Source organism: Sphingomonas sp., assembly GCF_017304635.1.
In the GTDB taxonomy this organism is placed as follows: domain Bacteria; phylum Pseudomonadota; class Alphaproteobacteria; order Sphingomonadales; family Sphingomonadaceae; genus Sphingomonas.
Genome location: NZ_JAFKMA010000006.1, coordinates 31,856 through 58,683 on the forward strand (window position 1 = coordinate 31,856; position 26,828 = coordinate 58,683).

Annotated in this window: 25 protein-coding genes and 1 pseudogene; 12 read left to right on the plus strand and 14 right to left on the minus strand. The window is 66.7% G+C overall.

Annotated features, from left to right (window positions below; translation table 11 throughout):
* Window positions 1-3: 3 nt before the first annotated feature.
* From J0I47_RS15100 to ilvD, 3 genes are read right to left on the minus strand one after another with little or no spacing between them, the layout of a single operon-like run.
* A complete protein-coding gene (locus J0I47_RS15100; protein WP_116970709.1) occupies window positions 4-888 on the minus strand; it encodes a DUF6671 family protein in 885 nt (294 codons plus the stop codon).
* Window positions 875-1,978, minus strand: coding sequence for a dihydroorotase (gene pyrC, locus J0I47_RS15105; RefSeq protein WP_116970713.1), 1,104 nt, complete (start codon window positions 1,976-1,978; stop codon window positions 875-877). Before pyrC ends, J0I47_RS15100 begins: the two co-directional genes overlap by 14 nt.
* Window positions 1,965-3,728: a dihydroxy-acid dehydratase gene (gene ilvD, locus J0I47_RS15110; protein WP_116970708.1), complete on the minus strand. Its 1,764-nt coding sequence runs from the start codon at window positions 3,726-3,728 to the stop codon at window positions 1,965-1,967. The genes pyrC and ilvD overlap by 14 nt, the downstream gene beginning before the upstream one ends.
* A gap of 508 nt (window positions 3,729-4,236) precedes the next feature.
* Here ilvD and J0I47_RS15115 point away from each other — a divergent pair.
* Window positions 4,237-4,994 (plus strand): IS5 family transposase gene (locus tag J0I47_RS15115; protein ID WP_116970707.1). Its coding sequence is split into 2 segments (ribosomal slippage): window positions 4,237-4,570 and window positions 4,570-4,994, totalling 759 coding nucleotides; the frame shifts between segments, so codons are not numbered across the junction.
* On the opposite strand, the gene J0I47_RS15120 is transcribed toward J0I47_RS15115, so the two are convergent.
* Together J0I47_RS15120 and J0I47_RS15125 are read right to left on the minus strand one after the other, a co-directional pair.
* Entirely contained in the window at window positions 4,995-5,444 is a 450-nt protein-coding gene (locus J0I47_RS15120; RefSeq protein ID WP_116970706.1) for a TerB family tellurite resistance protein, read from the minus strand.
* 238 nt (window positions 5,445-5,682) lie between these two features.
* Window positions 5,683-6,672, minus strand: coding sequence for a TerC family protein (locus tag J0I47_RS15125; RefSeq protein WP_242919682.1), 990 nt, complete (start codon window positions 6,670-6,672; stop codon window positions 5,683-5,685).
* Window positions 6,673-7,220: 548 nt separating this feature from the next.
* Between J0I47_RS15125 and J0I47_RS15130 the strand changes: the two genes are divergently transcribed.
* Both J0I47_RS15130 and J0I47_RS15135 read left to right on the plus strand, forming a co-directional pair.
* Complete coding sequence (locus J0I47_RS15130; protein WP_137900589.1) at window positions 7,221-7,451, plus strand: helix-turn-helix domain-containing protein; 231 nt, start codon at window positions 7,221-7,223, stop codon at window positions 7,449-7,451.
* Window positions 7,452-7,556: 105 nt separating this feature from the next.
* Window positions 7,557-7,721: pseudogene (locus tag J0I47_RS15135) on the plus strand (JAB domain-containing protein); the annotation flags it as partial.
* Between the two features lie 202 nt (window positions 7,722-7,923).
* Here the strand turns inward: J0I47_RS15135 and J0I47_RS15140 are convergent.
* Window positions 7,924-8,574, minus strand: coding sequence for an EF-hand domain-containing protein (locus J0I47_RS15140; protein WP_294047771.1), 651 nt, complete (start codon window positions 8,572-8,574; stop codon window positions 7,924-7,926).
* A gap of 293 nt (window positions 8,575-8,867) precedes the next feature.
* On the opposite strand from J0I47_RS15140, the gene purB reads away from it, so the two are divergent.
* From purB to J0I47_RS15155, 3 genes are all read left to right on the plus strand, one after another.
* Window positions 8,868-10,181, plus strand: a complete 1,314-nt coding sequence (purB, locus tag J0I47_RS15145; RefSeq protein WP_294047772.1) for an adenylosuccinate lyase — start codon at window positions 8,868-8,870, stop codon at window positions 10,179-10,181.
* 721 nt (window positions 10,182-10,902) lie between these two features.
* The gene (locus tag J0I47_RS15150; protein WP_294047773.1) at window positions 10,903-12,612 is read left to right on the plus strand and encodes a DUF1800 domain-containing protein; all 1,710 of its coding nucleotides are present in this window, start codon (window positions 10,903-10,905) and stop codon (window positions 12,610-12,612) included.
* A 1-nt stretch (window position 12,613) separates the two neighbouring features.
* Window positions 12,614-14,002, plus strand: coding sequence for a DUF1501 domain-containing protein (locus J0I47_RS15155; protein ID WP_294047774.1), 1,389 nt, complete (start codon window positions 12,614-12,616; stop codon window positions 14,000-14,002).
* A 138-nt stretch (window positions 14,003-14,140) separates the two neighbouring features.
* Here the strand turns inward: J0I47_RS15155 and dnaJ are convergent, their stop codons facing one another.
* Together dnaJ and dnaK are read right to left on the minus strand one after the other, a co-directional pair.
* The gene (gene dnaJ, locus J0I47_RS15160; protein ID WP_294047775.1) at window positions 14,141-15,262 is read right to left on the minus strand and encodes a molecular chaperone DnaJ; all 1,122 of its coding nucleotides are present in this window, start codon (window positions 15,260-15,262) and stop codon (window positions 14,141-14,143) included.
* Window positions 15,263-15,394: 132 nt separating this feature from the next.
* Window positions 15,395-17,308 carry a molecular chaperone DnaK gene (gene dnaK / locus J0I47_RS15165; RefSeq protein ID WP_294047776.1) on the minus strand — a complete coding sequence of 638 codons (1,914 nt, stop codon included), beginning with the start codon at window positions 17,306-17,308 and terminating at the stop codon, window positions 15,395-15,397.
* A 169-nt stretch (window positions 17,309-17,477) separates the two neighbouring features.
* Here dnaK and J0I47_RS15170 point away from each other — a divergent pair, with 169 nt between their 5' ends.
* From J0I47_RS15170 to J0I47_RS15180, 3 genes are all read left to right on the plus strand, one after another.
* A complete protein-coding gene (locus J0I47_RS15170) occupies window positions 17,478-17,912 on the plus strand; it encodes a copper chaperone PCu(A)C (RefSeq protein WP_294047777.1) in 435 nt (144 codons plus the stop codon).
* A 111-nt stretch (window positions 17,913-18,023) separates the two neighbouring features.
* Window positions 18,024-18,506, plus strand: a complete 483-nt coding sequence (locus J0I47_RS15175; protein ID WP_294047778.1) for a vgr related protein — start codon at window positions 18,024-18,026, stop codon at window positions 18,504-18,506.
* A 47-nt stretch (window positions 18,507-18,553) separates the two neighbouring features.
* Window positions 18,554-19,054: a PH domain-containing protein gene (locus J0I47_RS15180; RefSeq protein ID WP_294047779.1), complete on the plus strand. Its 501-nt coding sequence runs from the start codon at window positions 18,554-18,556 to the stop codon at window positions 19,052-19,054.
* A 72-nt stretch (window positions 19,055-19,126) separates the two neighbouring features.
* Here J0I47_RS15180 and J0I47_RS15185 read toward each other — a convergent pair whose 3' ends face one another.
* The 5 genes from J0I47_RS15185 to hrcA all read right to left on the minus strand — a co-directional run bounded on the left by J0I47_RS15185 (window position 19,127) and on the right by hrcA (window position 23,733).
* Window positions 19,127-20,371 (minus strand): NF038122 family metalloprotease, encoded by a 1,245-nt coding sequence (locus J0I47_RS15185; protein ID WP_294047780.1) that lies wholly within the window; start codon window positions 20,369-20,371, stop codon window positions 19,127-19,129.
* Between the two features lie 179 nt (window positions 20,372-20,550).
* A complete protein-coding gene (locus tag J0I47_RS15190) occupies window positions 20,551-21,777 on the minus strand; it encodes a threonine synthase (protein ID WP_294047781.1) in 1,227 nt (408 codons plus the stop codon).
* A gap of 22 nt (window positions 21,778-21,799) precedes the next feature.
* The gene (locus J0I47_RS15195; protein WP_294047782.1) at window positions 21,800-21,973 is read right to left on the minus strand and encodes a hypothetical protein; all 174 of its coding nucleotides are present in this window, start codon (window positions 21,971-21,973) and stop codon (window positions 21,800-21,802) included.
* A gap of 143 nt (window positions 21,974-22,116) precedes the next feature.
* Window positions 22,117-22,668 (minus strand): nucleotide exchange factor GrpE, encoded by a 552-nt coding sequence (grpE, locus tag J0I47_RS15200; protein WP_294047783.1) that lies wholly within the window; start codon window positions 22,666-22,668, stop codon window positions 22,117-22,119.
* Window positions 22,669-22,689: 21 nt separating this feature from the next.
* Window positions 22,690-23,733 (minus strand): heat-inducible transcriptional repressor HrcA, encoded by a 1,044-nt coding sequence (gene hrcA, locus J0I47_RS15205; protein ID WP_294047784.1) that lies wholly within the window; start codon window positions 23,731-23,733, stop codon window positions 22,690-22,692.
* 306 nt (window positions 23,734-24,039) lie between these two features.
* Between hrcA and rph the strand changes: the two genes are divergently transcribed.
* From rph to J0I47_RS15220, 3 genes are read left to right on the plus strand one after another with little or no spacing between them, the layout of a single operon-like run.
* Window positions 24,040-24,753, plus strand: coding sequence for a ribonuclease PH (rph, locus tag J0I47_RS15210; RefSeq protein ID WP_294047785.1), 714 nt, complete (start codon window positions 24,040-24,042; stop codon window positions 24,751-24,753).
* The gene (gene rdgB, locus J0I47_RS15215; RefSeq protein ID WP_294047786.1) at window positions 24,750-25,379 is read left to right on the plus strand and encodes an RdgB/HAM1 family non-canonical purine NTP pyrophosphatase; all 630 of its coding nucleotides are present in this window, start codon (window positions 24,750-24,752) and stop codon (window positions 25,377-25,379) included. The genes rph and rdgB overlap by 4 nt, the downstream gene beginning before the upstream one ends.
* Before the next feature lie 50 nt (window positions 25,380-25,429).
* Window positions 25,430-26,143, plus strand: a complete 714-nt coding sequence (locus J0I47_RS15220) for a methyltransferase (protein ID WP_294047787.1) — start codon at window positions 25,430-25,432, stop codon at window positions 26,141-26,143.
* A 154-nt stretch (window positions 26,144-26,297) separates the two neighbouring features.
* Here J0I47_RS15220 and J0I47_RS15225 read toward each other — a convergent pair whose 3' ends face one another.
* The gene (locus J0I47_RS15225; RefSeq protein WP_294047788.1) at window positions 26,298-26,822 is read right to left on the minus strand and encodes a CAP domain-containing protein; all 525 of its coding nucleotides are present in this window, start codon (window positions 26,820-26,822) and stop codon (window positions 26,298-26,300) included.
* Window positions 26,823-26,828 lie beyond the last annotated feature (6 nt).

Here is a 26,828-nt window from a genome sequence, read left to right on the forward strand (position 1 = left end):
TCCTCATGGATTGCACTCCGGGCAATATTGCGCCGGCGCACGGAGCAACCCATCAGACCGAGGCCGTTCCTCACGACACCCACACACCGAGCAACCATATTCCTCGGCGAGGACCATTTCGGTGGGCGCGCCGCAGTCCTCGCATTTCAGCCCGATCCGCGATCCCGTACGTCCGAAGCCGGGCGCGCCGCACGCAGGGCACGGTGTCGCGAGCCGTCGAGCGAGGCGATCCGCGAGCGCGGCGAGGCTTTTCATCCGCGTCGGATTGAGGTGCGCGCGCATGTCGGTCTCGAGACGCGCCCGGCCATCCGAGGATGCGGCAGCGGCGGCCGCGATCGCGAGCGCAAGGCCTTTCCGGTCGGTGAGGCCTTTAACGAGAGCCGCTGTCACCGAACCCTCATTCGCCCGCACGATCAGGGCGTGGCTCGGGAATCCCACCCGTTCGAGGAATGCCTCCAGCGCATCGCCTGGAGAAACGACGAGATGGCCGAAGTTGGTCGCGTCGGCGATCAGGCTTTCACTGACGACGATCCCCCTCTCGTCATCGACGAACACCAGGAGCTCCATGCCGGCCGCGAAGAACGGGATCGCTGGATGGGGCCCGAACGAGCCCTCGCTGGCGAGGCCGAGCGGTAATCCGGCGCCCTGCATGCCCAGCCTCGCCTTGCGCACCGCGACCTCGAGCATCGTCCCCTGCCGCGCGATTTCGCCCGAGAACGTCCCGAGCTGATCGGTATCGAGACCCGCCGCGGGTACGACGACAAGACCAAGGGTCGCGCTAAGGGCCGGCGCGATCGCTTCTTCCTTGCGATGCATGGTGGCGAGCACGGCGCTGCGACCTGCGTAAGGACGTGGTTCATAGATCGCGGTTCGCTCATGACGGCGCATCGATCGGTCCTCGATACGTCCAGGCCATGGACGCACCGGCCTGGAACGGAACGACTTGGTCGCCAGCAGCGGCGAAGACCGATGGCGCCCGCCATGGTGTCCGTTCAAGGACGATCGAGCCGGCGTTGAGCGGGAGGTCGTAGAAGCGCGCTCCATGCTCAGACGCGAAGGCTTCGAACCGGTCCAGCGCACCTTCCTCGTCAAACACCGTGGCGTAACTCTGCAGGGCGACCGGCGCGTTGAAGATGCCGGCGCAGCCGCAGGCGGACTCCTTGTCACGGACCGCGTGTGGCGCTGAATCGGTGCCGAGGAAGAACTTCGGATTTCCCGAGGTCGCCGCGCGTCGCAACGCCAGACGATGCCGCTCGCGTTTTGCGACCGGCAGGCAGTAGAGATGCGGTCTGATGCCGCCGGCGAACATCGCGTTGCGATTGATCATCAGATGGTGTGGCGTGATCGTGGCGCCGACGTTCGGCCCGGCGGCCTCGACGAAGGCCACGGCTTCGGCGGTGGTGATATGCTCGAAGACAATCTTGAGAGCGGGAAATCCTGCGACGACATTCGCAAGCACACGGTCGATGAAGACGGCTTCGCGGTCGAAAACATCGACGTCGTGGTCCGTGACTTCCCCGTGCAGCAGCAACGGCATCCCCAGGCGCTGCATGACGTCAAGGACGCCGAAGATGTGAGCCACGTCCGTCACGCCCTGCGCGGCGTTGGTGGTCGCATGCGCAGGATAGAGCTTGGCTGCGGTGAACACGCCGGACCTGAAGCCGCGCTCGATTTCCGCCGGGGCGATGTCGTCGGTCAGATAGGCCGTCATCAGCGGTGTGAAGGCAAGGCCAGGCGCGAGCGCCCCCTGGATCCGCGCACGATAGGCTTCCGCCGCGGCCACGGTGGTCACCGGCGGATCGAGGTTGGGCATGACGATCGCCCTGGCGAACTGACGGGCGGTCTCGTTGACGACGGCGGCGAGCATCCCGCCGTCACGGAGATGCACATGCCAATCATCGGGCTGGCGAAGGACTAAGCGGTGCGCGCTGGATGACTCCACTCTCTCGGCTGCGGCGCCTGGGTCAGATATCAGCATAGACGTGCTCTTCGGCGGCAGCGCCTGGATGGGTCACCGCGCCCTTGCCGGCGGAACCGACGGTCTGCGCGTAGCGCCACAGCGCTCCGGACTGGAAGGCATGCCGGCGCGGCTGCCACCGCTCGCGGCGCGCCGCCAACTCGGCGGGATCGATGCGGAGCGAGAGCGTCCCTCGCTCCGCATCGATCTCAATCACATCGCCGTCCTCGATCAATGCGATCGGGCCGCCGACCGCGGCTTCCGGTCCGACATGACCGACGCACAGGCCGCGCGTCGCGCCCGAGAAGCGGCCGTCGGTAATCAAGGCCACGTCCTCCCCCATGCCCTGGCCATAGATCGCCGAGGTGGTGGACAGCATCTCGCGCATGCCGGGTCCGCCACGCGGCCCCTCGTAGCGGATGACGAGCACCTCGCCCGCATGGTAGCGCCGCTGCATCACCGCTGCGAAGGCATCCTCCTCCCGGTCGAACACGCGCGCCGGACCGCTGAAGGCGAGCCTGCGCAGGCCCGCCACCTTCACGATTGCCCCTTCAGGCGCGAGATTTCCGGAAAGGCCGACGAGGCCGCCGGTCGGTGACAGCGGCCGCGTCGTCGGATGGACGACGTCCTGGTGGTCGGGCAAAAGCACGGATTCCAGATTCTCGGCCAGGGTGCGGCCCGTGACCGTCAGGCATTCGCCGTGCAGGAAGCCACCGTCGAGCAGCGCCTTCAGGACCACCGGCACGCCGCCGATCTCGTGCACGTCCTTGGCGAGATAGCGTCCACCGGGCTTCAGATCGGCGATCAACGGCGTGCGCCGAAACACCGCGGCGACATCGAAGATGTCGAAGGCGATGCCTGCCTCATGGGCCATCGCCGGCAGATGGAGCGCGGCGTTGGTCGATCCGCCTGTCGCGGCGACGACCGCGGCCGCATTCTCGAGCGCCTGGCGCGTGACGATGTCACGCGGGCGCAAGCCCCGTTTGAGCAGCGCCATCACCGCGCGACCCGACGCGTCGGCAAACCGGTCCCGGGACTCGTAAGGCGCCGGTGTGCTGGCCGAACCCGGCAGAGCGAGACCGATCGCCTCCGACACATAGGCCATGCTGTTGGCGGTATATTGGCCGCCGCATGACCCCGCCGATGGGCATGCCACCGTTTCGAGTTCGGCGAGGTCCGCATCGCTCATCGTTCCGGCGGCGTTGGCGCCGACCGCCTCGAACACGTCGAGCACCGTGACGTCTTTGCCGCGGAACCGTCCCGGCAGGATCGAGCCGCCGTAGAGGAATACCGAGGGCACGTTGAGGCGCAGCATCGCCATCATCAGCCCCGGCAGAGTCTTGTCGCACCCGGCCAGCCCCACCAGCGCGTCGTAGCAATGACCGCGCACGGAGAGTTCAACCGAGTCGGCGATCACCTCGCGGCTGACGAGCGAGGCCTTCATGCCGGCGTGCCCCATCGCAATGCCGTCGGTGACCGTAATGGTGGTGAACTCGCGCGGCGTGCCGCCGGCGGCCGCCACCCCCTTCTTCACCACCTGCGCCTGCCGAGACAGCGAGATGTTGCAGGGCGCCGCTTCATTCCAGGTCGTGACGACGCCGACGAAAGGTTGCGCGATCTCGCGGGCCGACAAGCCCATCGCGTACAGGAACGAGCGATGGGGTGCGCGCTCGGGGCCTACTGTCGTATGCCGGCTCGGCAGCCCCGACTTGCCCGGGTCCGATTGGACAGCCCGAGACTGCGTCGGCGCGGATTCGTCACGGTCATCCACGAAGCGCCTCCGCGACGTGCAACCCGATCTTCTGTCCTGCGATTTGCATGGGACCAGCCGCTCCGCTCTGCCGTTTCGAAACCGTCCTCCCTGTACGGTAGCGGTAGTGAGAGCTTTTAGTTACTTCAAATAACTCACGGTTTTGTTCTGTTTTATATAACAACCCGCCACCGAGCTTAAACGGCGCGACGCAAGCACGTCCGCACCGCCAAACCAACGCGCGCCCGGCGTTCCTCGCACTGCGACGGAAGCGATTCCTTCGTCGCAACAGCAACACCTTGCCGGGATCCGGATTCAGGGCAAACACTGACGGTCAACCCAGGCCGCTCACTTCCAAACGTCGGTGTGGATCCCGATCGAAGTCAGTTTGCGACCACCTCGTTTCAAGGCGCGTCGGCCAACCCAAAGTCCGCCGGTTCGAGCCCGAGAACTTCGCAGATCCGGCTAGGCTCTGGACCCATTGATTTGAGAGGCATGATCTGATTCAGGCTCCGCGAGGAGACTGAAGATGAGCGACCTGTACTGGCTGACGGACGAGCAGATGGCTCGGCTCCGGCCATATTTTCCCAAGAGCCACGGCAGGCCCCGGGTCGATGATCGGCGGGTGCTGAGCGGGATTATCTTCGTCAATCGCAACGGTTCGCGCTGGTGTGATGCGCCCAAGGAGTACGGTCCGCACAAGACGCTCTACAACCGATGGAAGCGTTGGGGCGAGATGGGCGTCTTCCTCCGCATGATGGAAGGGCTGGCCGCCGAGGGTGCCGATCCGAAGACGGTTATGATCGACGCGACCTACTTGAAGGCGCACCGCACGGCATCGAGCCTGCGGGTTAAAAAGGGGATCTCGGGCGGCTGATCGGCCGCACCAAAGGCGGGATGAACACCAAGCTTCATGCTGTCACCGACGCCAACGGCCGCCCGCTCAGTTTCTTCATGACCGCAGGCCAAATCAGCGATTACACCGGCGCTGCGGCGCTTCTCGACGACCTTCCCAAGGCGCAATGGCTGCTGGGTGACCGCGGCTACGACGCCGACTGGTTCAGGGATGCCCTTCAGCAGAAGGGGATCAAGCCCTGCATTCCTGGGCGGAAATCCCGTCTCGACCCCATCAAATACGACAAGCGTCGGTACAAACGCCGCAACCGCATCGAGATCATGTTCGGCCGCCTCAAGGACTGGCGCCGCGTCGCCACCCGCTACGATCGGTGCCCTACGGTCTTCTTCTCCGCTATCGCCCTCGCCGCCACCGTGATCTTCTGGCTCTGATCAATGAGTCCTGAGCCTAGCGGTCGCCCGTTCTTCGGAGTCGAACCCGCCATCGGCAGCGGCGATCGCGCAGCAGGCCTCGACGAGCAGTGCCGGATACCGCTGCGCGCCCTTGACGCGTGCGACCGCCTCGAACGCGGCCGCCTCGCCACCCTTCTGGTCCTTGGCGAACCGCTCGGTCAGAGTTTCGAACGTCGCGGTGACATCGTCTAGCCCGAACGCAGCGATCGGCTCAAATCCACGGATCAACCCGAGCATCCGGTCATGCTCCTCCGTCGTTACCCAGCCATCGGCGAAGGCGATCAGCGCACACCCCGCGACGATGCCTTCCATCAGATGTTCGTTCTGCGCCCGATGAACCTCGTCGCCGAAGTCTTCCCAGGAGCGTTTCGCAAAACCTCCAAGCGCGTGTCGATACGGCATGTAATCTCCTTTTCCTCGATGTTGCATGAAGCGCCGCCAACCGGCCGATCAGTCGAAGATGCGCGATCGCCGCTCGTTGCGCCGATAGTTGTCGTGACCATCGTCCCAAACGCGCCGACCTTCGAGACGAGCGGGCTCTCGGTTGGCGTGGCCGCTTCCGACGTCCGCTCCCGTTTGCGGGCCGGATCAGCGGCATCATCCTTCCGTGCGACCCCCAGCAGCTCTGCGAGCTGGCCGCGGTCGAGCCAGACGCCGCGGCACGGCATCAGAACTTGCCTTTCACGGCAGGGGCGGGATTGCGGGTCCGCCACAGCGAATAGACGATGCCGGCGGCGAGGATCGCGAAAGTGGCGCCGAGCGACCAGATGGCGGGAAATTTGTCGAGCCCGAGGAAATCGGCGACGAAGATCTTCGAGCCGATGAAGATCAGCAGCACGGCAAGCGCCTGCTTGAGGTAAGCGAAGCGGTGCAGAACGGCAGCAAGTGCAAAATAGAGCGCGCGAAGCCCCAGGATCGCGAAGATATTCGACGTGTACACAATGTAGGGATCGGTGGTGATCGCGAAGATCGCGGGCACTGAGTCCACCGCGAAAATCACGTCCGCGATCTCGATCAGGATCAGCGCGAGGAAGAGCGGCGTCATATAGCGCACCGGCCGCCCCGTCCTCGGGTCCGGCAGCTTCACCAGGAAGCGCTCACCGTGCAACTCCTCGGTCACGCGGAAGCGGCGGCGGATCAGCTTGAGGACCGGGTTCTTTGAGAGATCGGTCTCCTTGTCACCCAGCGCCAGCATCTTGATCCCGGTCAGGATAAGGAAGGCCGCAAAGACGTAGAGAACCCACGCAAACTCGGCGACCAGCGTGGCGCCGATGCCGATCATGATCGCGCGTAGAACGATGACGCCGAGAATGCCCCAGAACAGCACGCGATGCTGATACTGACGTGGTACCGCGAAGTAGCCGAAGATCAACGCGATCACAAAGACGTTGTCGAGCGCCAGGCTCTTTTCGACGACGAAGCCGGTGAGATACTGGATGCCCGCGGTTTCGCCCAGCTGCAACCAAACGAGGCCGGCGAAGGAGACTCCAAGCACGATGTAGCCTGCCGAGAGCACGAGGCTTTCGCGCACGCCAATCTCTTTCTGCTTGCGATGCAGGACACCGAGGTCCAGCGCGAGCAGCACACCGACGATCGACACAAAGCCCAGCCACATCCAAGCGGGGTTGCCGAGCCAATCGAGCAGTAGGAATTCCAAATGCCGCCTCCCTGTCATGGAGTGCGGCTCGATCGGGAGCGTAGGATCGGACCCGGGCATCGAGCGCACTCGATGCGGTCCGACATCACGACCATCATGGTCGCCAGAGGGGCCCGGCCCGCGACGGTCATATAGGAAGCGCCCAGACTAGCCACAAGGGAAGATGCTTCAAACGCAAAGATCAGATCGGCCTTACGGCCTGACCACGCTTGATCGGCAATCTCATCACTGGATCCGCGCGGTCATTCGGCTCATTTCTGCGCCGCGTTGCACGCTGTGCTGGAGTTGCTTGAAAAGCGGACCGTGGGCGACGATCGTCGACCACCCGACCGAACGAGCGCGGCCCGTCCGATTCTTATCCGTGGGTGTCCGCGGCCACTACCACCGCTTGTCCGCCCTTCCCGTCCGAAGGTGAAAGTCCCATTCGTAGCGGGCAACCGCATGCGCCAGCGTGCGGAAACCTGCCGGAACGTGTTCGCACCGCCTTGTGTGATCCTTGGCTAAAAGTGCGTCGGCGGGCGCCGCGAATGCGAGATGTGGAGCTAAGCATGGACCCTAGGAGATATCTCACTGCCGAAGAAGTCGCGGAGCGCTACCGTGGCAGCATCTCGATAGGCACTCTACGCAACTGGCGGGCTATGAGAATCGGGCCGACTTTCATCAAGATCGGCAAAGCCGTGCTGTATCCCGTTGACGAACTCGATGCCTGGGACGAGAAGAACCGCGTGACCTGCCGTGCATCAACGCGCCTCGGCATGAGGGGTCAGGATCAGGTGTGATGATCACCCAGGTGCACGATTTGCCGATCTCAGTTGCCGACCTCACCCAACTTACGCATCACCAATTTCTAGCGCAACTACAGCAGGTTAGTCGATCATAGCAGACTCCTGCACAACCATCCCTCGGGCGACCCCTCGCCCAGCCGCGCCGACATCAACCTGACGCGATCGGTGGTCGAAGCGGGCAAGAAACTCGGCATCGCGGTGCACGACCATATCATCATCGGCACCAGGGGCTTCACCAGCCTGCGCAGCCAGGGGCTGATGTAGCGCGCCTACAGTTGGAGCGGCACCAGCCCGCCTCCCCACCCGACCGTCAATAAGATGCGACGTCTGAACAGTCCGACGAAGAGCGGGCCGGCGCCGCCATTCACTTGGGTCGAACGCAAAAAGGGCCGCCGCGCCAAAGGGGGAGAAAAGCGCGACGGCCCCTGCGTGGGCGTCGTCACCGACGACGCCTGACCGAATGTCGTTACTTGGGCTGCGTGCCCGTCGGCGGCGCCGTGGGCGCCGGCGCGGTCGGGGCTGGCATCGTGGGCGCGGGAGCCGTGGCCGGTGCCGTCGCCGGCGTGGCCGCGGCTGGCGCCGGCTCGACCGCGGGGGCCGTACCCGGGGCAGGCGCAGCCGCCGTCGCACCGCCTTGACCCTGGGCCAGGAAATTGGTCAGTTCGGCCTTCGAGATCGATTTCGACTTGTCCGAATCGGCTTGCGCGAACGCAGTCGTCGTCCATGCCTTGTTGGCGGCATCGTCCTTCGCATTCGGGTCCGACGCCTTCTTCAGCGCGAACATCCACGCGCCGAACTCGGCCTTGCTGAGCTTGCCGTCGCCATTCTTGTCGTAGCTGGCGAATTCCTTGTCGACGACCGAAGCGATTCCGGCACCCGGTCCGGGCGCGGCCGCCGCCTGAGCAGGCGCCGGTGCCGGAGCAGGCATCGCAGCGGGAGCCGCCGGGGCGGTCTGCGCCGCATCGGGTATGGCGGGAGCGGGCGTCGCGGGCGCAGCCTGTGGCGCCGGCGCGGTCTGCGGAGCCGGGGCTGGCGCTGCCGGCGCGGGTGCCGTGGTCTGGGCGAGCGCCGGGGTGGAACAGATCACCGCACCGGCCAATAGAGCATATCTAAACACCAAGTCTCTCCTTTGCTCTGCTTGGTTTGGGAACAGACGGTGGCGCGATAGGTACAATCGCCAAGCCACCATTCGTGTCTGTCAACTTTCGATTCACGATATGGGTTCCACGTCATCGCAAAACGAGTCGGTTCGTCGCGGCGCAGCGGCCGTTCGGCACGGAGTCGTTTGATCCGGACGACGAACCGTTTTGCGTTTTTTCGGAACCGTGACTCCAAAGCCACGCCGGTTGCTGGTCCGGGGCGTGCTTGCTAAGCGCACGCCGCCCGTCCCCTCCCGATCGAAAGCACTTTATGGTCCCGCGCTATTCCCGCCCCGAGATGACCGCGATCTGGGCGCCCGAGACGCGCTTTCGCATCTGGTTCGAGATCGAGGCGCATGCGACCGACGCGCTGGCCGAGCTGGGCGTCGTGCCGAAGGACGCGGCGGCGGCGCTGTGGCGGTGGTGGGCGACGGAGCCGACGATCGACGTGGCCGCGATCGACGCGATCGAGGCCGTCACCAAGCACGACGTCATCGCCTTCCTGACCTGGGTCGCCGAGAATGTCGGTGATGAGGCGCGCTTCATGCATCAGGGCATGACCTCGTCCGACGTGCTCGACACCTGTCTGGCGGTGCAGCTGCGCGATGCCGCCGACATCCTGATCGCCGATATCGACGCGTTGCTGGCGGTGCTGGAGCGGCGCGCGAAGGAACACAAGCTGACCCCGACGATCGGCCGCAGCCACGGCATTCATGCCGAGCCGGTCACCTTCGGGCTCAAGCTGGCCGAGGCGCATGCCGAATTCGCCCGCAACCGCGCGCGGCTGGTCGCGGCGCGCGCCGACATCGCGACCTGCGCGATCTCGGGCGCGGTCGGCACTTTCGCCAACATCGATCCGCGCGTCGAACAGCATGTCGCCGACCAGCTCGGCCTGGCGGTCGAGCCGGTTTCGACGCAGGTCATCCCGCGCGACCGCCATGCGATGTTCTTCGCGACACTGGGCGTGATCGCGAGTTCGATCGAGCGGCTGGCGGTCGAAGTGCGCCACTTGCAGCGCACCGAAGTGCTGGAGGCCGAGGAATATTTCTCGCCCGGCCAGAAGGGCTCGTCGGCAATGCCGCACAAGCGCAACCCGGTGCTGACCGAGAATCTGACCGGCCTCGCCCGCATGGTGCGCGGCTATGTCACCCCCGCGCTCGAGAATGTGGCGCTGTGGCACGAGCGTGACATCAGCCATTCGTCGGTCGAGCGCTATATCGGTCCCGACGCGACGATCACGCTCGATTTCGCGCTCGCGCGGCTGACCGGCGTGATCGACAAGTTGCTCGTCTATCCCGAGCGGATGGCGAAGAACCTCAACCGGATGGGCGGCCTGATCCATTCGCAGCGCGTGCTGCTGGCGTTGACCCAGGCCGGGGTCAGCCGCGAGAATGCGTACCGCCTGGTCCAGCGCAACGCGATGAAGGTGTGGGAATCGGACGGCACGCTGTCGCTGCTCGACCTGCTCAAGGCCGACCCGGACGTCGCGGCGGCGCTGTCGCCGGCTGAGCTCGAGGCGCGGTTCGACCTCGATTATCACCTGCGGCATGTCGATACGATCTTTGCGCGGGTGTTTGGCGACTGAGGTGGTGACGGCGCCGCGGCGAAGCCGCGTCGTCGGACGAAGCAGCTGCGCCGTTCGCCGGCCGGCTCGGCGCACGTCGCGTCTTAGACCCAATCGACATTCAGCTATGGTGTAGCGTTTCGAGCCACCTATTCCCCGTCATCCCCGCGCAGGCGGGGATCCAGAGACGCTAGATTATCGGTTTCAAGCCGTGGATGCAGCCAGTCTGGATCCCCGCCTGCGCGGGGATGACGACCATGGAAGTGACGTTCACCGGTTAGCTGAATGTCGATCCGTCCTAAGAGGGACTATTTCGCGGCGCCGACGCATGCAAATGCTGCAACTGCGAAGGCTTGAAACAATGTTGCGTTAACGCGCAACAATATCCGAATGCTCCCCAGCCGGACCAAACCGGCCTCAAAGGAGAAGCAACCATGCGCACCATGGAAATGCTCGCCGTCAGCTTCCTGACGGTCGGCAGCCTGGCGCTGGTGGCGGGGGTTCTCGCCCTCTAAGGGGGTTTCCTTCCTAACCATCGGCCGCCGCTCCGGTGAAATCCCGGGGCGGACAGGCCGGACGGTACCGCCCATCCAATCATCCTTACCCCGCGATTAGAGACGCTTGTTGCGATAGCGTTGCGGTAAACCGGGTAGAGGTCGGGCCGAGGCGGACCGATCGCTGGCTGACCCCGGCGCCGTGCTGCTTTATTGACGAGGCTCGAGACGCACGCGGGGGCGGGGCTGTGGACAATCTGGACGTGATCGAGCGCGGTGCGCTCGCGGTGGACGACGAGGTCGGGACGGGCGATCGGTCGCGCGGGCCGTTGCCGACGGTTACCGTCGTCGCATCCGCGCTGGCGCTGGCCGCCTGCGGCGACAGCGGCGGCACCTCGCCGACCGCGTCGGCCCCGACCCCGCCGCCGGTCGCGATCGTCCCGCTGACCGAGACGCAGGCGAGCCGTTTCCTCGGCCAGGCGACGATGGGCGCGACGCGCACGACGGTCGATGCTCTGGTCAGTCGCGGGATCGACGGCTGGCTGACCGACCAGTTCGCGATGACGCGCGCGACGTCGCATTTCGACTGGCTGGTCGCCAACGGCTACAACGCCGCCGCCAACATCAACAGCCAGGCCGGGTTCGACACGACGATGTGGCGCCAGCTGATCGTCGAGCCCGACCAGCTGCGCCAGCGGATGGGCATGGCGCTGCTCGACATGCTGGTAGTCGGCATCAACGGCGTGAACACCAGCTGGCAGGCGTTCGCCGCCGCCGCCTATCTCGACGTGCTGCTCAACAACGCGTTCGGCAACTTCCGCGACATCATGGACGGCATCACGACCAACGTCGCGATGGGATCGTTCCTGACCTTCCTCGGCAATCGCAAGGCCAACACGACGACCGGCGCCGAGCCCGACGAGAATTACGCGCGCGAGCTGATGCAGCTGTTCACGCTCGGCCTCTACCAGCTCAACATGGACGGCAGCGTGAAGACGTCGGGGACCGGCGATCCGCTCTATACCTATACCCAGGCCGACGTCAGCGGGCTGGCGCGCGTGTTCACCGGCCTGACCTATGCCAGTTCGGACAACACCACGCCGGACCGGCTGAAGGTCCCGATGGTGATGCAGGCGTCGATCAATGAGACCGGCACCGCCAGCTTCCTCGGCACCAGCACGAGCGGCGGCGGGACGGCGGCGATCAAGGTCGCGCTCGACACCATCTTCAACCACGCCAACGTGCCGCCGTTCGTGTCGAAGCAACTGATCCAGCGGCTCGTCACCAGCAACCCCTCGGCCGCTTATGTCAGCCGCGTCGCCAACACCTTCGCCAATAACGGGTCGGGCGTGCGCGGCGACATGAAGGCGGTGATCCGCGCGATCCTGACCGACAGCGAGGCGCGCAGCGACACCGCGCTGACCGCGACCAGTTCGGGCAAGCTGCGCGAGCCGATCCTGCGGCTGACCGGCTGGGCGCGCGCGTTCAACGTCGCCTCGCCCGCCAACACCTGGCCGTTCGGCGACACCAGCAGCCAGTCGAGCCGGATCGGCCAGTCGCCGGGCCGCAGCCCGACTGTGTTCAACTTCTTCCGCCCCGGTTACTCGCCGCCGGCGACCGCGATCTCCGCCGCCGGGCTGGTCGCGCCCGAATTCCAGATCACCAACGAACAGAGCGTCGTCGGCTATATCAACTACTTCCAGTCGGTGATCGCCAACGGGTCGGGCGACGCCAAGCCCGATTACACCGCCATCCTGACCAAGGCGTCGGATTCGGCGGCGCTGATCGCGGAGGTCAACACCATGCTCGCCGCCGGTCAGTTGTCGAGCGCCACGGTCACCTCGATCAAGTCCGCGATCGACAGCGTGTCGGCGACCGCGACCAACGGCCCGATCAACCGCGTCGGCATCGCCATCCTGCTGACGATGGCCTCCCCCGATTATCTGACGGTGAAGTGACATGAGCTGTTTCGATCACGACCAGTCGCGCCGTGCCTTCCTGAAGCGGGCGGGGACGCTCGGACTCGCGGGCGTCGCGACGCCGTTCGTCACCAGCCTGGCCGCGATCGGCGAAGCGGCCGCGTCGGTCGCGACCGACTACAAGGCTCTGGTGTGCGTGTTCCTCTACGGCGGCAACGATTACGCCAACACGCTGCCGCCCTACGACCAGGCGAGCTACAACCTCTACAACGCCGCGCGGTCGAACATCGCGCTCAGCCGCGATGCGCTGGCGAACACCATCCTCAATCCGACCAACTCGCTCGGCGGGCGGCAATATGCGATGGCGCCGACGATGGCGCCGATGGCGTCGCTGTTCGACGCCGGCAAGCTGGCGGTGGCGCTCAACGTCGGCACGCTGGTCCAGCCGACGACCAAGGCGCAATACAACGCCAATTCGGTCAAGCTGCCGCCCAAATTGTTCAGCCACAACGACCAGCAAAGCTATTTCCAGGCATCCAACCCCGAAGGCGCGACGTCGGGCTGGGGCGGGCGGATCGGCGACCTGTTCCAGTCGGGCAACGGTTCCGCGACGCTGACCTGCGTCAACGCCAGCGGCAATGCGGTATACCTGACCGGCAAGGCGGCGGTGCAATATGCGGTCGGCACCGGCGGGCCGATCCCGCTCGTCAACAACGCGACCAGCCTCTACAGTTCGACCACCGCGATGAGCACGCTGAAATCGCTCATAACCGCGAACGGCGCGGCCAACATCCTGGCGAACGAGCATGCCCGCGTGACCAAGCGCGCGCTCGACACCTATACGCAACTGAGCGGCGCACTGGCGAATGCGCCCGTCGCCAATTTCCCGCTCTTCCCCAGCGGCAACAGCCTTGCCGATCAGCTCAAGATCGTCGCGCGGATGATCTCGGTGTCGAACGAGCTGGGCGCGAAGCGGCAGGTGTTCTTCGTCTCGCTCGGCGGGTTCGACATGCACGATTTCCTGGTGCGCGATCATCCGACCCAGACCGCACTGGTCGCCAACGCGCTCAACGCCTTCTACCAGACGACCGCGAACCTGGGCGTCGCGGACAAGGTGACGACGTTCACGGCGAGCGATTTCGGCCGCACGTTGCAGTCGAACGACGACGGCTCCGACCATGGCTGGGGCTCGCACCATTTCGTGATGGGCGGCGCGGTCAACGGCAAGAAGATCTACGGCACCGCGCCCGCGGTCGGCAACGGCACCAACGACGATGTCGGCCAGGGCCGCCTGCTCCCGACGCTGTCGGTCGATCAGTACGCCGCGACGCTGGCAAGCTGGTTCGGCGTGTCGAACAGCGACATGGCGACGGTGCTGCCGAATATCGGCAATTACAACCAGTCGACCTGGAACATCGGGTTCGTGTGATTTCCCTCTCCCATCGGGAGAGGGAGGGAGGAGCCGAAGGCGACGGAAGGGTGAGGGTTAGGTCGATGCCGTTTCGACTTAGCCCTCACCCTCGGCGCTGGCGCGCCTCGACCCTCTCCCGAAGGGAGAGGATTAAAGTTACCCTCCGACCGCGCGCTTCACTTTCTGGAAAAAGCCCTGCGCTTCCGGGCATTCGTCGCCGGTCTCGGTCGCACGAAACGCTTCGAGCAGTTCGCGCTGCTTGGCCGACAGCTTGGTCGGGGTCTCGACCACGATCCGTACCACCAGATCGCCGCGTCCGCGCCCTTGCAGCACCGGCATGCCGGCGCCGCGCTGACGCACCTCGCGCCCCGATTGCAGGCCGGCGGGGACCTTGATCTCATGCGCCGTGCCGTCCGGCCCGGGGATGGTGATCGACCCGCCGAGCGCCGCCGTGGTGAAGCTGATCGGCGCCTTCGCGAACAAGGTCGTGCCCTCGCGCTCGAACAGCGGATGGCGCTTGACGTGCAGGAAGATGTAGAGGTCGCCCGGCGGGCTGCCGCGCGGTCCCGCCTCGCCCTCGCCGGACAGGCGCACGCGGGTGCCTTCATCGACGCCGGGCGGGATGTTCACGGTCAGCGTCTTGGTCTTCTCGATCCGCCCCTCGCCGCGGCACGACGGGCACGGATCGGCGATCGTCTCGCCGGCGCCGTGGCACGCCGGGCAGGTGCGCTCGACCACGAAGAAGCCCTGTTGCGCGCGGACCTTGCCGTGGCCGGCGCAAGTCGCGCAGGTCTTGGCGGCAGTGCCGGGCTTCGCGCCCGATCCGTCGCACGCCTCGCACGCGGCGGCGACATCGACGGTGATCGCCTCCGACTTGCCGTGGAACGCGTCCTCGAGCGTGATTTCCATGTCGTAGCGCAGGTCGGCGCCGCGGCGTTGCTGGCGCTGGCCACCACGCCCGCCGCCCATGAATTCGCCGAACACGCTTTCGAAGATGTCGGAAAAGCCGCCGAAATCGGTCCCGCCGCCGAACCCGCCGGCCCCGCCCTGCTGGAACGCGGCATGGCCGAAGCGGTCGTACGCCGCGCGCTTCTGCGGATCCTTCAGGCAGTCATACGCTTCGCTGACCGCCTTGAACTTGGCCTCGTTTTCCTTGCAGCCCCCGTTCTTGTCGGGATGATACTTCATCGCGAGCTTGCGATAGGACGATTTGATCGTCGCATCGTCCGCGGTCCGCTCGATCTCGAGCAGCTCGTAATAATCGATCTCGGTACTCATACCCGCCCCACACGATCCCTCGAACCGTCATTCCCGCGAAAGCGGGAACCCATCTCCTGCGCGACCCGCGTGGCGCGACGGTTGGAAGATGGGCCCCCGCCCACGCGGGGGTGACGGTTGGAGATCATGCCCTTACGCCTTGGTGTCGTCCACTTCGGAGAATTCGGCATCGACGACATCCTCGCCGCCGGCTTCCGAACCCGCCGCAGCGCCATCGGCCGCGGGCGAGGCTTCGGCCGCCGCCTGCTTCTCGTAGATCGCCTGGCCGAGCTTCATCGCCACCTGCGCGAGCGCGTTGGCCTTTTCCTTCATCGCCTCGGGATCGCCACCTTCGACCGCGGTCTTGGCCTCGGCGACTGCCGCTTCGATCTCGCCCTTCAACGAGGCATCGACCTTGTCGCCATTATCGGCGAGCTGGCGTTCCGTGGTGTGGATCAGGCTCTCGGCATTGTTCTTGGCTTCCGCCGCGTCACGCCGCTTCTTGTCTTCCTCGGCGAACTTCTCGGCATCGCGGACCATGCCCTCGATGTCGGCGTCGGAGAGACCGCCCGACGCCTGGATGCGGATCTGCTGCTCCTTGCCGGTGCCCTTGTCCTTCGCCGACACGTTGACGATGCCGTTGGCGTCGATGTCGAACGTGACCTCGATCTGCGGCACGCCGCGCGGCGCCGGCGGAATGCCGACCAGGTCGAACTGGCCGAGCAGCTTGTTGTCCGCCGCCATCTCGCGCTCGCCCTGGAACACGCGGATCGTCACCGCCTGCTGGTTGTCGTCGGCGGTCGAATAGGTCTGCGACTTCTTGGTCGGGATCGTCGTGTTGCGATCGATCATCCGGGTGAACACGCCGCCCAGCGTCTCGATGCCGAGCGACAGCGGGGTCACGTCGAGCAGCAGCACGTCCTTGACGTCGCCCTGCAGCACGCCGGCCTGGATCGCGGCGCCCATCGCGACGACTTCATCGGGGTTGACGCCGGTGTGCGGCTCCTTGCCGAAGAAGTCCTGCACGACCTGGCGGACGCGCGGCATGCGGGTCATGCCGCCGACCAGCACCACTTCGCTGACGTCGCTCGCCTTGACCCCGGCATCGGCCAGCGCCTTCTTGCAGGGCTCCAGCGTGCGCTTGATGAGATCCTCGACCAGCCGCTCCAGGTCGGCGCGGGTGATCGTCTTGACCAGATGCTTCGGGCCGTTCTGGTCGGCGGTGATGAAGGGCAGGTTGACCTCGGTCGACTGCGCCGACGACAGCTCGATCTTCGCCTTCTCGGCGGCTTCCTTCAGCCGTTGCAGCGCGAGCTTGTCCTTGGTCAGGTCGATGCCCTCGGCCTTCTTGAAATCCTCGGCCAGGAAGTTGAGCAGCTTGTTGTCGAAATCCTCGCCGCCCAGGAAGGTGTCGCCGTTGGTCGCCTTCACCTCGAACACGCCGTCGCCGATCTCCAGGATAGAGATGTCGAACGTGCCGCCGCCCAGGTCATAGACCGCGATCGTCTTGCCGTCCTGCTTCTCCAGCCCATACGCAAGGGCGGCCGCGGTCGGCTCGTTGATGATGCGCAGCACTTCGAGGCCGGCGATCTGGCCGGCATCCTTGGTCGCCTGGCGCTGCGCGTCGTTGAAGTAAGCGGGGACGGTGATGACCGCCTGGGTCACGGTCTCGCCGAGATACGATTCGGCGGTTTCCTTCATCTTCTGGAGGATGAAGGCGGAAATCTGCGAGGGGCTGTAATCCTGGCCGCCGGCCTGGACCCAGGCGTCGCCGTTGCCACCCTTGACGATATGGTACGGGACCAGCTCGGTGTCCTTCTTGGTGATCGGATCGTCGAAGCGACGGCCGATCAGGCGCTTGACCGCGAACACGGTGTTGTCTGGATTGGTCACCGCCTGGCGCTTGGCCGGCTGGCCGATCAGCCGCTCGCCGTCCTTGGCGAAGGCGACGATCGACGGCGTGGTGCGTGCGCCTTCCGCATTCTCGATCACCTTGGGCTTGCCGCCCTCCATCACCGCGACGCAGCTGTTGGTCGTGCCGAGATCGATACCGATTACTTTTGCCATATGGTCCTACGTGGCCCCTCAGTTCAAACAAACATCCACACCCGCGCCCCTCACGAGAGGCGGCGCGAATGCCGTTACGCCGGGCGATATAGGGGAGGTTCGGCTTGTCGCAAGGACTCGCCGAGCGTAGCGATCGCACGGGTTTTCCCGAAGCGGGAGTGGGTTGCAGATGCGAACTGGATTGGCGGTCGCCGCCATCGTCATGCTGGGCGCGTGCCAGCCAGCGGGCGAGGCACGAGTCGACCATGCCTGGGTGCGGCTGGCGGCGGTGCCGGGCAACCCGGCCGCGGCCTATTTCACGCTCCACGGCGGGGCGAAGGACGAGACGCTGACCGGCGTCTCCACGCCCGATGCCGCCGGCGCCGACATGCACGAAAGCACGACGCAAGCGGGTATGGCGTCGATGGCCCCGCTCAAACTGGTCGCGCTGCGCGCCGGCGGCACGGTCGCGTTCGCGCCCGGTGGCAGGCATGTCATGCTCTATCGCCTGAACCCCGCGGTGCTGGCGAGCGGCACCGTGCCGCTGACCCTAACCTTCGCCAGCGGCCGCACCCTCACCACCCGCGCCCGCGTCGTCGGCGCCGGCGACGCCGCGGCGGAATGATTATCCCGTGCTCCTGCGCAAGCGGGAGCCCAGGCCCATATCGTCATATGGTGACGGCTTGGCCCTGGGTTCGTGCTTTCGCAGGAACGCGGCGATGCTAGATTGACGCGCATGACTAAAGCCGACGCCCGCCCCCTCACCGCGTCCGAGATCGACCTGTCGCGATCTGTGTTCGGCGACGCGGTCGATTACGCCAAGGTCGAGATCGTGCTCGGCAAATGGGCGTTCTTTCAGCTGAAGAACGTCGTGATGAGCCCGACCGGCCGCATCCACTTCCACCCCCACGGCACCGCCTATCGCGACGATTTCAGCCATGCCGCGATCGACGTGCAGGGCCTCTTCATCCACGAGATGACGCATATCTGGCAGTATCAGTCGGGCATCTTCCTGCCGCTGCGCCGGATGCCGTGGGCGCGGTACGATTACAGCGTGCGGCCGGGTTGGGAGCTGAAACGCTACGGCTACGAGCAGCAGGCGGAGATCGTGCGCCACGCCTTCCTGATCGGGCGCGGGCGCAGCTTTGCGGGCGCGCCGGCGCTATCGCAGTTGCAGACGATCCTGCCGTTCCGCGCCGCGACGAACACGCTGGCATAGCGGCGCCCGCGCGCTACACTCGCGGTGGATCCGGGGAGGGATCGGCCATGGCGCAGACGCTCGACACGTTCCGTTCATCGACTTCGGGCTGGCTGAGGGGCACGATCGCGGGTTGGGCCACGATGGTGCTGGTGCCGGTCGGCGCGGTCGGCGCGTTGATGACGGGCGCGTGGTGGCCGCTCGCCTTCATCGCCGCGGCGCTGGCGATCGTTGCGGTCAAGTGGGTCGGCAACCTTGCCACCACCTACGAAGTGACCAGCGATCGGCTGATCCTCCATCGCGGCATCGTGATGAAGTCGATCGACGAGATCGAGCTCTATCGGGTGAAGGACATCCGGCTCGACTTCAGCCTGGCCAATCAATGGGCCGGGATCGGCAAGATCACCATCCTGTCGAGCGACGAGACCACTGGCGGCAAGCCGTTTCCCCTGCGCGCGATCGAGCGCGCGCGCGAGCGCCGCGAGGAACTGCGCACGCTGGTCGATGCCGCGCGAAGGGCACGCGGCGTGCGCGAGCTCGACATGGTGCAGGAAGCGACCCTGCCCTGAGGCTTTGCGCAAACGAAAAAGGGCGCGGGATCCGAAGACACCGCGCCCCTCATCACGTCGTCGACCGATCGATCAGGCGAAGGCGACCTTCGCCGAGCGGCGGCGCAGGCTGTAGCCGACCATGCCGAAGCCCAGGATCAGCATCGCCCACGTCGTCGGCTCCGGCACCACCGGGGTCGCCTGGCCGGCGAACGCGCGATACGCGTCGGCCGTCGTGAAGCGGTACGACTGGTTGAGATTGGCATCGAACGACGTGCGATAGCCGAGCACGTCGAACGCCGCGATGTCGAGCGCGGTAATGTCCTGCATCTGGCCGTAGCCCGAGGTCGGGTCCATCACGCCGAGCTGCGGCACGCCCGCCGCGCTGTCCTTCCAGTGCGATGCCTGGCGGCCGTCGCCGTTGCGGACGCCGGTCGAGAACAGCGAATCGCCGAACAGCTGCGACACGCCGCCGTTGACGGAGAAGTACGGCGTGTTCTGGGTCGACCAGTCCAGCGTGCCGGCCGAACCGTAGCGGAACAGGTCGAGTTCCGACGCCACCACGACGTTTTCGAGCGCGCCGGTGCGCGATGCCGTCGCCGAGGTCGTGCTCGAGCCCGGCGCCGGGGTGGTGTAGGCGTCGTATGTATCGACGCCGCTGCGGAAGCCGAGCGCATGGCCGATCTCGTGGATCGCGACGCCGATGAAGTCGAACTTGTCCGAATCGATCCCGTTCGACGGATCGAAGTCGAACGCGAAGTTGCTGCTGAACGTCACGCTGCCATCGGCGGCGGCATAGTTGATCGCGTTGCCGTTGGCGTCGGTGGTGATGCCCATCGCCTTGGCGACCGAATTGTTCATCGACACGGCAACGTTGTTGATCGAACCGTCATTGTCGACGCGAGTCGCCGTGTCGACATAGCCGGTGTTGGTCGAATTGAACGCGTTGGTGACCGCCGTCACCGCGTTGACCCCGTATGCGGAGCTACCGAGCGGACGCAGGCTGGCGACCGCCTGCGCGTCGAGCGTCGAGGTCGCATTCGCGGCCAGCGCGCCATAGACCGCAGAGTTGAACTGGACGTTGGTCGTGCTGCTGGTCGAGCCCAGGATGCCGGCGCCGAGCGAGGCGAAGCCGATGTTGAGGTTGATGACCGCGTTGCTGGTCAGCACCGACGACCAATAGGCCGTGGCGATCTCGAACCCCTTGCGCGCGTTGGTGCCGAGTTCGGCGCCGCCGGTGTTGTTCAGGATGAATGTGATGGCCTGGGCCTGCGGCGTCGCCGCGGCGATCGCAGCGGCCGTCGCCGCGGCGCGCAGGAATAGAGTCGACTTCTTCATGTGTGGCAGCCCCCTTTATGGTTGATGCCGAACCGGGGGTCCTCCTCCCCGATCTGGCATGGCGGTTCATTCACCGTTAACCATGCAGTGACGGAGGGCTCAGGAAGGGTCAAGGCGTTCTGGCGAAACGAGATTCCATTTGTCTCATTTTAGGACAGGTGCCGTGCGGCGGGGTGTCGTCAGAGCGCGTCCCAGTCGATCGGTGCGTTCTTGTCGAGCGTCGCGGTGGCCGCCGGCATCGGATATTTGAGGCCCGTCGCGCAGTTGAACAGGACGACGCGATCGTCCTCGTCGACCAGCCCGTCGGCCAGCGCCTGGCGATACGCCGCCAGCGTCGCCCCGCCCTCCGGACACAGCAGCAGGCCGTCCCGCCTCGCACAGTCGGTCACCGCCTGGACGATCGCCGGATCGCCGACCGCGAGCGCCCGCCCGCCGCTTTCGCGCACCGCGCGCAGGATCAGGAAATCGCCGATCGCCTTCGGCACGCGGATGCCGGCGGCGATGGTATGGGCATCCTCCCACCGCTCGGCATGCTCCTCGCCCGCCTCGAACGCGCGGACGATCGGCGCGCAGCCGCTGGCCTGCACCGCGAACATCTTCGGCCGGTCCGACCCGATCCAGCCGAGCGCCTCCATCTCCGCGAACGCCTTCCACATCCCGATCAGCCCGGTGCCGCCGCCGGTCGGATAGAAGATCGCGTCCGGCAATTTCCAGCCGAGCTGCGCCGCCAGCTCCAGCCCCATCGTCTTCTTGCCCTCGATCCGATACGGCTCCTTGAGCGTCGAGAAATCGAACCAGCGCCCTTCCGCCGCCCCCTTCGCGACGATCGCGCCGCATTCGTCGATCAGGCCGTTGACGCGGTAGACGCGGCCGCCCTGCAACGCGATCTCGCGCACGTTCACCTCTGGCGTGTCGTCGGGGCACAGCACGATCGTCTCGATCCCGACCCGGCTGGCATAAGCGGCGAGCGCGGCGCCAGCATTGCCGTTGGTCGGCATCGCGATCCGGGTGACGCCCAGTTCCTTCGCCATCGCGACCGCCATCACCAGCCCGCGCGCCTTGAAGCTGCCGGTCGGCAACCGCCCCTCGTCCTTGACCAGCACATTGGGCGATCCGGCCGACTTGGCGATCGGCACCAGCGGCGTCTCGATCTCGCCCAGACTGACGATATTCCCGGTCCGCCGCACCGGCAGCAACTCGCGCCACCGCCACAGATCGGTCGCCCGCGCCTCCACCATCGCCCGCGGCAGGAACCCGCGCACCGCGGCGAGGTCGTAGCGCACCAGCAGCGGCTTCCCCGCCGCCGACAGATTGTGCAATTCGTCCGCCGCATAACGCTCGCCGGTCAGCGAGCATTCGAGATGCGTGACGAAGGTCGGGCGATCGGTCGTAAGGTTGGGACTCATGGCGACGGCTTAGCCGTCCCGCTCACCACTCGCCACCGAGTTCCTTGATCGCCGCGAGCAACGCCCGCTTGCTCGGCGTGCGGCGATTGCCGGCGTTGCGGGGCATCTCGACCCCCAGCGCCTGCTTGCGGGCGGCTACCGCGGCACCGAACTCGTCAAGCGGAACGCCCTTCGAGGTCTTCGATCGAGCAGTCACCCATCGTCTCCTCGCTGATCCGGCGGGCAAGATAGTCGCGGTCAAGACCGGCGCCTCATGCCCGCTCGCGATCATCGTCGCGCTGACGCGTGCAAACGCCCGCAAAGCGGCCTCGAATTGCGGGCGATAGGCGGGCGTCGCGACTACTCCGGCTTCTTCGCCACGCCGACCAGCGCTGGCCGCAGCAGACGGTCCTTCAACATATACCCCGCCTGCATTTCCTGCACGATCGTGCCGGGCGGCTGGTCGCTCGGCAGTTCGAGCATCGCCTGGTGCTGGTTGGGGTCGAGCGGCAGGCCCATCGCGGCGACGCGCGTCACGCCGTTGCGCTGGAACACCGAATCGAGCTCGCGCTTGGTCGCCTCCAGCCCGACGATCAGGCCCTTCAGCCGATCGTCGCCACGCAGCTCCTCGGGGATCGCCGCGAGGCCGCGTTCCAGGTTGTCGGCGACCGACAGCACGTCGCGCGCGAAGCCGGTCACGGCATAGGCACGCGAATCGGCCGCTTCCTTCTCCGCCCGGCGGCGCACGTTCTGCGCCTCGGCATGGGCGTACATCGCCGCCGCCTTGGCCTCGGCCAGTTCGTTCTCGAGCTGGGCGACGCGGTCATGCTCGGCCAGTTCGGGCGCAGCGTCCGCCGTCTCCGCGCGCAGATCGTCGGTGCCAGTCATCGTCTCGGTCTTTTCTTCGCTCATCATACTCTCTTGAATGGCCTCTCAACCGATCAGGCGGGAGAGGGTTGCTGCCGTGAAATCCACCATGGGCACGACGCGCGCATAGTTCAACCGTGTCGGGCCGATCACGCCGACGACGCCGAGCACGCGGCCGTCGAGCCCGCGGAACGGTCGCGCGATCACCGACGAGCCGGACAGCGCGAACAACTGGTTCTCCGCGCCGATGAAGATCCGCGTCGAATCGCCGGTCCGCGCGCGGTCGAGCAGGGCCGCGATCTCCTGTTTCCCGTCCAGATCGTCGAGCAGGTCGCGGACGCGGTCGAGGTCCTCGGCGGCGGCGGCGTCGATCAGCCGCCCCTGCCCGCGCACGATCAGCACCGGGCGGCGCTCGCCATCCTCGCTCCACACGGCGATGCCCTGTTCGACCAAAGCGGCGGCGGCGCGGTCGAGCGCGGCGCGGTCGGCGGCAAGCTGGCGGTCGAGCTTCGTCCGCGCCTCGCCCAGCGTCAGCCCGCTCAGCGTCGCGGTCATGTAATTGCCCGCCTCCGCCAGCGCCGACGCGCTGGTTCCGGGGGACAGCGGCACGACGCGGTTCTCGACCTGGCCGTCGTCGCCGACGATCACCGCGAGCGCGCGCGCCGGGCCGAGCGGCACGAAGCTGATCTGGCGCAGTTTCAATTCCGCGCGCGGCACCAGCACCAGCCCGGCACACGCCGACAGCCCGCTCAGCGCCGCCGTCGTCGCCGCCAGCGCTTCCTCGACCGGGCCGGTGCGGGCCGCGCGCTGCTCGATCGCGGCGCGCTCCTCGGCCGAGGGCTCGGCCACGCGCATCATCCCGTCGACGAACAGCCGCAGGCCGAGGTCGGTCGGCAACCGCCCCGCCGACGTGTGCGGCGAAGCGAGCAGACCCAGTCCCTCCAGCTCCGCCATCACGCTGCGGATCGAGGCGGGCGAGAGCTGGAACGCGCCGGCATCGGCCAGCGTGCGCGAGCCGACCGGCTGGCCGGTGTCCAGATATCCCTCCACCACCGCGCGGAAGATGTCGCGCGCGCGATCGCTCAGTTCGGAGACGGGAGGGGCGGTCATGACGGTCGCTTATATGGCGGGTCGGGCGGCAGGCTCAACGCATGTCCCGCGAATCCAGTAACGATACAGTCGCCGGCGCATTGCCGCCTCCCGCGCCGGGTGAATATCGCGTAAATCTTCGTCAGGAAGAGTCGCGCGACCGGCGCGGCCGACCCTGTGGCGCTTGGTCGACGGGCTCCCTCACGCTCGCCCGTCGCAAGGGGCCGCCCCGGCGCTACCACCGGGGCGGCCTTTCGCTTTTGGGCCGGCGGGGGTGACACCATCGCGCCCGCCGGGTAGGGCGCTCGCCTACCCGAGGAGACCCCTATGCGCCCCAGCGGCCGCGCGCCCGACCAGATGCGCGTCATCACCATCGAACCGCATTTCACGCGCCACGCCGAAGGGTCGGTGCTGATCGGCTTCGGCGACACCAAGGTGCTGGTGACGGCCAGCGTCGAGGATCGCCTGCCGCCGTGGCTGCGCGGCAAGGGCCAGGGCTGGGTGACCGCCGAATACGGCATGCTGCCGCGCGCCACCCATACGCGAGGGTCGCGCGAGGCGGCCAAGGGCAAGCAATCGGGGCGGACGCAGGAGATCCAGCGGCTGATCGGGCGATCCCTGCGCGCGGTCACCGACCTGAAGCTGCTCGGCGAGCATCAGATCACGCTCGATTGCGACGTGATCCAGGCCGATGGCGGCACGCGCACCGCGGCGATCAGCGGCGCGTGGGTCGCGCTGCGGCTGGCGGTCGACGGCCTGCTCAAGGACGGCAAGATCGCGAGCGACCCACTGACCCAGAAGGTCGCCGCGGTGTCGTGCGGCATCTATCAGGGGACGCCGGTGCTCGACCTCGATTATGACGAGGATTCGAACGCCGACGCCGACGCCAATTTCGTGCTGCTCGAAAACGGCCATATCGCCGAGGCGCAGGCGACCGCCGAGCACGCGACCTATGACGAGGAAGCATTGTTGCGGCTGCTGCGTTTGGCCAGGATCGGCTGCGGCGCGATCTTCGCCGCGCAAGAAAAGGCGGTGGCATGAGCGGCGAAGGCAGGGAACCCCAGGCGATCCGCAAGCTCGCCCCCGGCAAGCTGGTCATCGCCAGCCACAACGCGGGCAAGGTGCGCGAGATCCGCGCGCTGCTCGCGCCCCATGGCATCGAACCCGTCTCGGCGGCGTCGCTCGACCTGCCCGAGCCGGAGGAGACCGGCACCACTTTCGTCGCCAATGCCGAGCTGAAGGCGTTGCAGGCCGCCGACCTGTCGGGGCTGGTCGCGCTGGCCGACGACAGCGGGTTGTGCGTCGAGGCGCTGAACGGCGATCCCGGCATCTTCTCCGCGCGCTGGGCAGGCGAGGCCAAGGATTTCGGCGCGGCGATGCGGCTGGTCGAGGACAATCTGCAAAAGCTCGGTCCTGAGGTCGAGCGGGACGCCCATTTCGTCTGCGCTTTGGCGCTGGCCTGGCCCGACGGCCATGTCGAATGGTTCGAGGGGCGAGTCGAGGGCAGCTTGGTGTGGCCGCCGCGCGGGGAGAACGGTTTCGGCTACGACGCGATGTTCCTGCCCGACGGACACGACCGCACGTTCGGCGAGATGAGCGCGGACGAGAAGACGCCGCTGACGCATCGCGCCGACGCATTTCGCCAACTGGTCGCGGCGGTGCTGTAGCGGCGGCGTAAATCCTGCTATCGGGCGGATATAACCAAGGGAGAGAGTCGATGCGGTATTTGCCCCTGATCCTGCTGGCCGCGCTGCCGACGATCGGTCTGGCGCAGACCGCCCCGCCCGCTGCCCCAGCCGCGTCCTCCGCCATTCCCGCGCCCGATCCGGCGTGGAAGGTGCCGGAGGTGATCGCGTTCATCGGCGTGAAGCCGGGCGACCGCGTCGCCGACGTGATCGGCGGCCGCCTCACCGCCTCGCTCGCCCGCGCGGTCGGGCCGACCGGCAAGGTCTATGCGATCGAGACGGCGGAGATCGCCAAGACGCATCCCGATGGCGTGACCAAGATGCGCGCACTCGCCGCGGCGATGCCCAACATCGTCGTCTCCGCCGATCCGATCGCCTCGCCGCTCCCGGCCAAGCTCGACGCGGTGTTCATCCGCCAGAACTATCACGACCTCTACGACAAGTTCATGGGGCCGGCCGACGTGCCCGCGTTCAACCGCGCGGTCTATGCGGCGTTGAAGCCCGGCGGGGTGTTCGTCGTGCTCGACCATGAGGCGACCCCGGGCAGCGGCATCGGCGCGACCGAGACGCTGCACCGCATCGACAAGGATCGCGTGAAGGCCGACATGAAGGCCGCCGGCTTCCGGTTCGACGGCGAGAGCGCGATCCTGGCCAACCCGGCCGACGATCACAGCAAGGGCGTGTTCGACCCCTCGGTCCGCGGCCACACCGACCAGTTCCTGCTCCGCTTCCGCAAGCCGCGCTAGGGGCAAAGCTATCCGGAGCCGCACCCCGGCGAACGCCGGGGCCCAGTTGAGAAAGCCGGAGTAACGAAGCGCCACGCTCGACACCTGCGTCCCCCACCTGGGCCCCGGCCTTCGCCGGGGTGGCGGCAAAGGGAAAGTCAGGCTTCAGCCGCGCCTAATAGGCCCGCCGCCCCATCACGTTGCCCGGCGACGAATAGCGGCACACCAGATAGTCGTACCCTCGCCCGCTCGCGACGCCGCAGCCGACTCGCGTCGTGGTCCGCCACACCATCTGGCTGTAATGGCCGACATCCTGCCAGCGGCCCGAATTGCTGATATCGGGCACCGCGCCGTCGCGGAAGAAACGGCGTTCGGCGGTCCAGAACTCGACCATGTCGGCGATCGAATAGCCGCCGGCGGTGCCGCGGAACATGTTCTCGCCCTCGCCCGCCGGGTCGCGCCCGCGCGGGAAGGTCGAATGCTCGTAGCGCCCGGTGTCGGCCATATAGTCGGCCCAGTCCTGCGCATCCTCGGCCAGGCGATCGTCCCACGCGACCGGCGGCACGTCGACCGCGGCGCGCACGGCATTGTGCGCGGCCAGCATCTCCTCGACCAGCGGCTCGCGATCCCGCGGCCGATCGCTCGCCCCGACCAGCGCCCACGCCGCTACCGCTGCCACCCCGGCTTTCCATCCCCGCATGGCCCC

Excerpts from the sequence above, each read along its gene's own strand:
- J0I47_RS15190 (WP_294047781.1), bottom strand. The coding sequence starts at position 21,777 with ATGAGTCCCAACCTTACGACCGATCGCCCGACCTTCGTCACGCATCTC.
- J0I47_RS15170 (WP_294047777.1), top strand. The coding sequence starts at position 17,478 with ATGCGAACTGGATTGGCGGTCGCCGCCATCGTCATGCTGGGCGCGTGC.
- J0I47_RS15175 (WP_294047778.1), top strand. The coding sequence starts at position 18,024 with ATGACTAAAGCCGACGCCCGCCCCCTCACCGCGTCCGAGATCGACCTG.
- J0I47_RS15155 (WP_294047774.1), top strand. The coding sequence starts at position 12,614 with ATGAGCTGTTTCGATCACGACCAGTCGCGCCGTGCCTTCCTGAAGCGG.
- J0I47_RS15100 (WP_116970709.1), bottom strand. The coding sequence starts at position 888 with ATGCGCCGTCATGAGCGAACCGCGATCTATGAACCACGTCCTTACGCA.
- rdgB (WP_294047786.1), top strand. The coding sequence starts at position 24,750 with ATGAGCGGCGAAGGCAGGGAACCCCAGGCGATCCGCAAGCTCGCCCCC.
- dnaK (WP_294047776.1), bottom strand. The coding sequence starts at position 17,308 with ATGGCAAAAGTAATCGGTATCGATCTCGGCACGACCAACAGCTGCGTC.
- J0I47_RS15120 (WP_116970706.1), bottom strand. The coding sequence starts at position 5,444 with ATGCAACATCGAGGAAAAGGAGATTACATGCCGTATCGACACGCGCTT.
- J0I47_RS15180 (WP_294047779.1), top strand. The coding sequence starts at position 18,554 with ATGGCGCAGACGCTCGACACGTTCCGTTCATCGACTTCGGGCTGGCTG.
- grpE (WP_294047783.1), bottom strand. The coding sequence starts at position 22,668 with ATGAGCGAAGAAAAGACCGAGACGATGACTGGCACCGACGATCTGCGC.
- pyrC (WP_116970713.1), bottom strand. The coding sequence starts at position 1,978 with ATGCTGATATCTGACCCAGGCGCCGCAGCCGAGAGAGTGGAGTCATCC.
- hrcA (WP_294047784.1), bottom strand. The coding sequence starts at position 23,733 with ATGACCGCCCCTCCCGTCTCCGAACTGAGCGATCGCGCGCGCGACATC.
- J0I47_RS15185 (WP_294047780.1), bottom strand. The coding sequence starts at position 20,371 with ATGAAGAAGTCGACTCTATTCCTGCGCGCCGCGGCGACGGCCGCTGCG.
- J0I47_RS15225 (WP_294047788.1), bottom strand. The coding sequence starts at position 26,822 with ATGCGGGGATGGAAAGCCGGGGTGGCAGCGGTAGCGGCGTGGGCGCTG.
- J0I47_RS15130 (WP_137900589.1), top strand. The coding sequence starts at position 7,221 with ATGGACCCTAGGAGATATCTCACTGCCGAAGAAGTCGCGGAGCGCTAC.
- dnaJ (WP_294047775.1), bottom strand. The coding sequence starts at position 15,262 with ATGAGTACCGAGATCGATTATTACGAGCTGCTCGAGATCGAGCGGACC.
- purB (WP_294047772.1), top strand. The coding sequence starts at position 8,868 with ATGGTCCCGCGCTATTCCCGCCCCGAGATGACCGCGATCTGGGCGCCC.
- J0I47_RS15220 (WP_294047787.1), top strand. The coding sequence starts at position 25,430 with ATGCGGTATTTGCCCCTGATCCTGCTGGCCGCGCTGCCGACGATCGGT.
- rph (WP_294047785.1), top strand. The coding sequence starts at position 24,040 with ATGCGCCCCAGCGGCCGCGCGCCCGACCAGATGCGCGTCATCACCATC.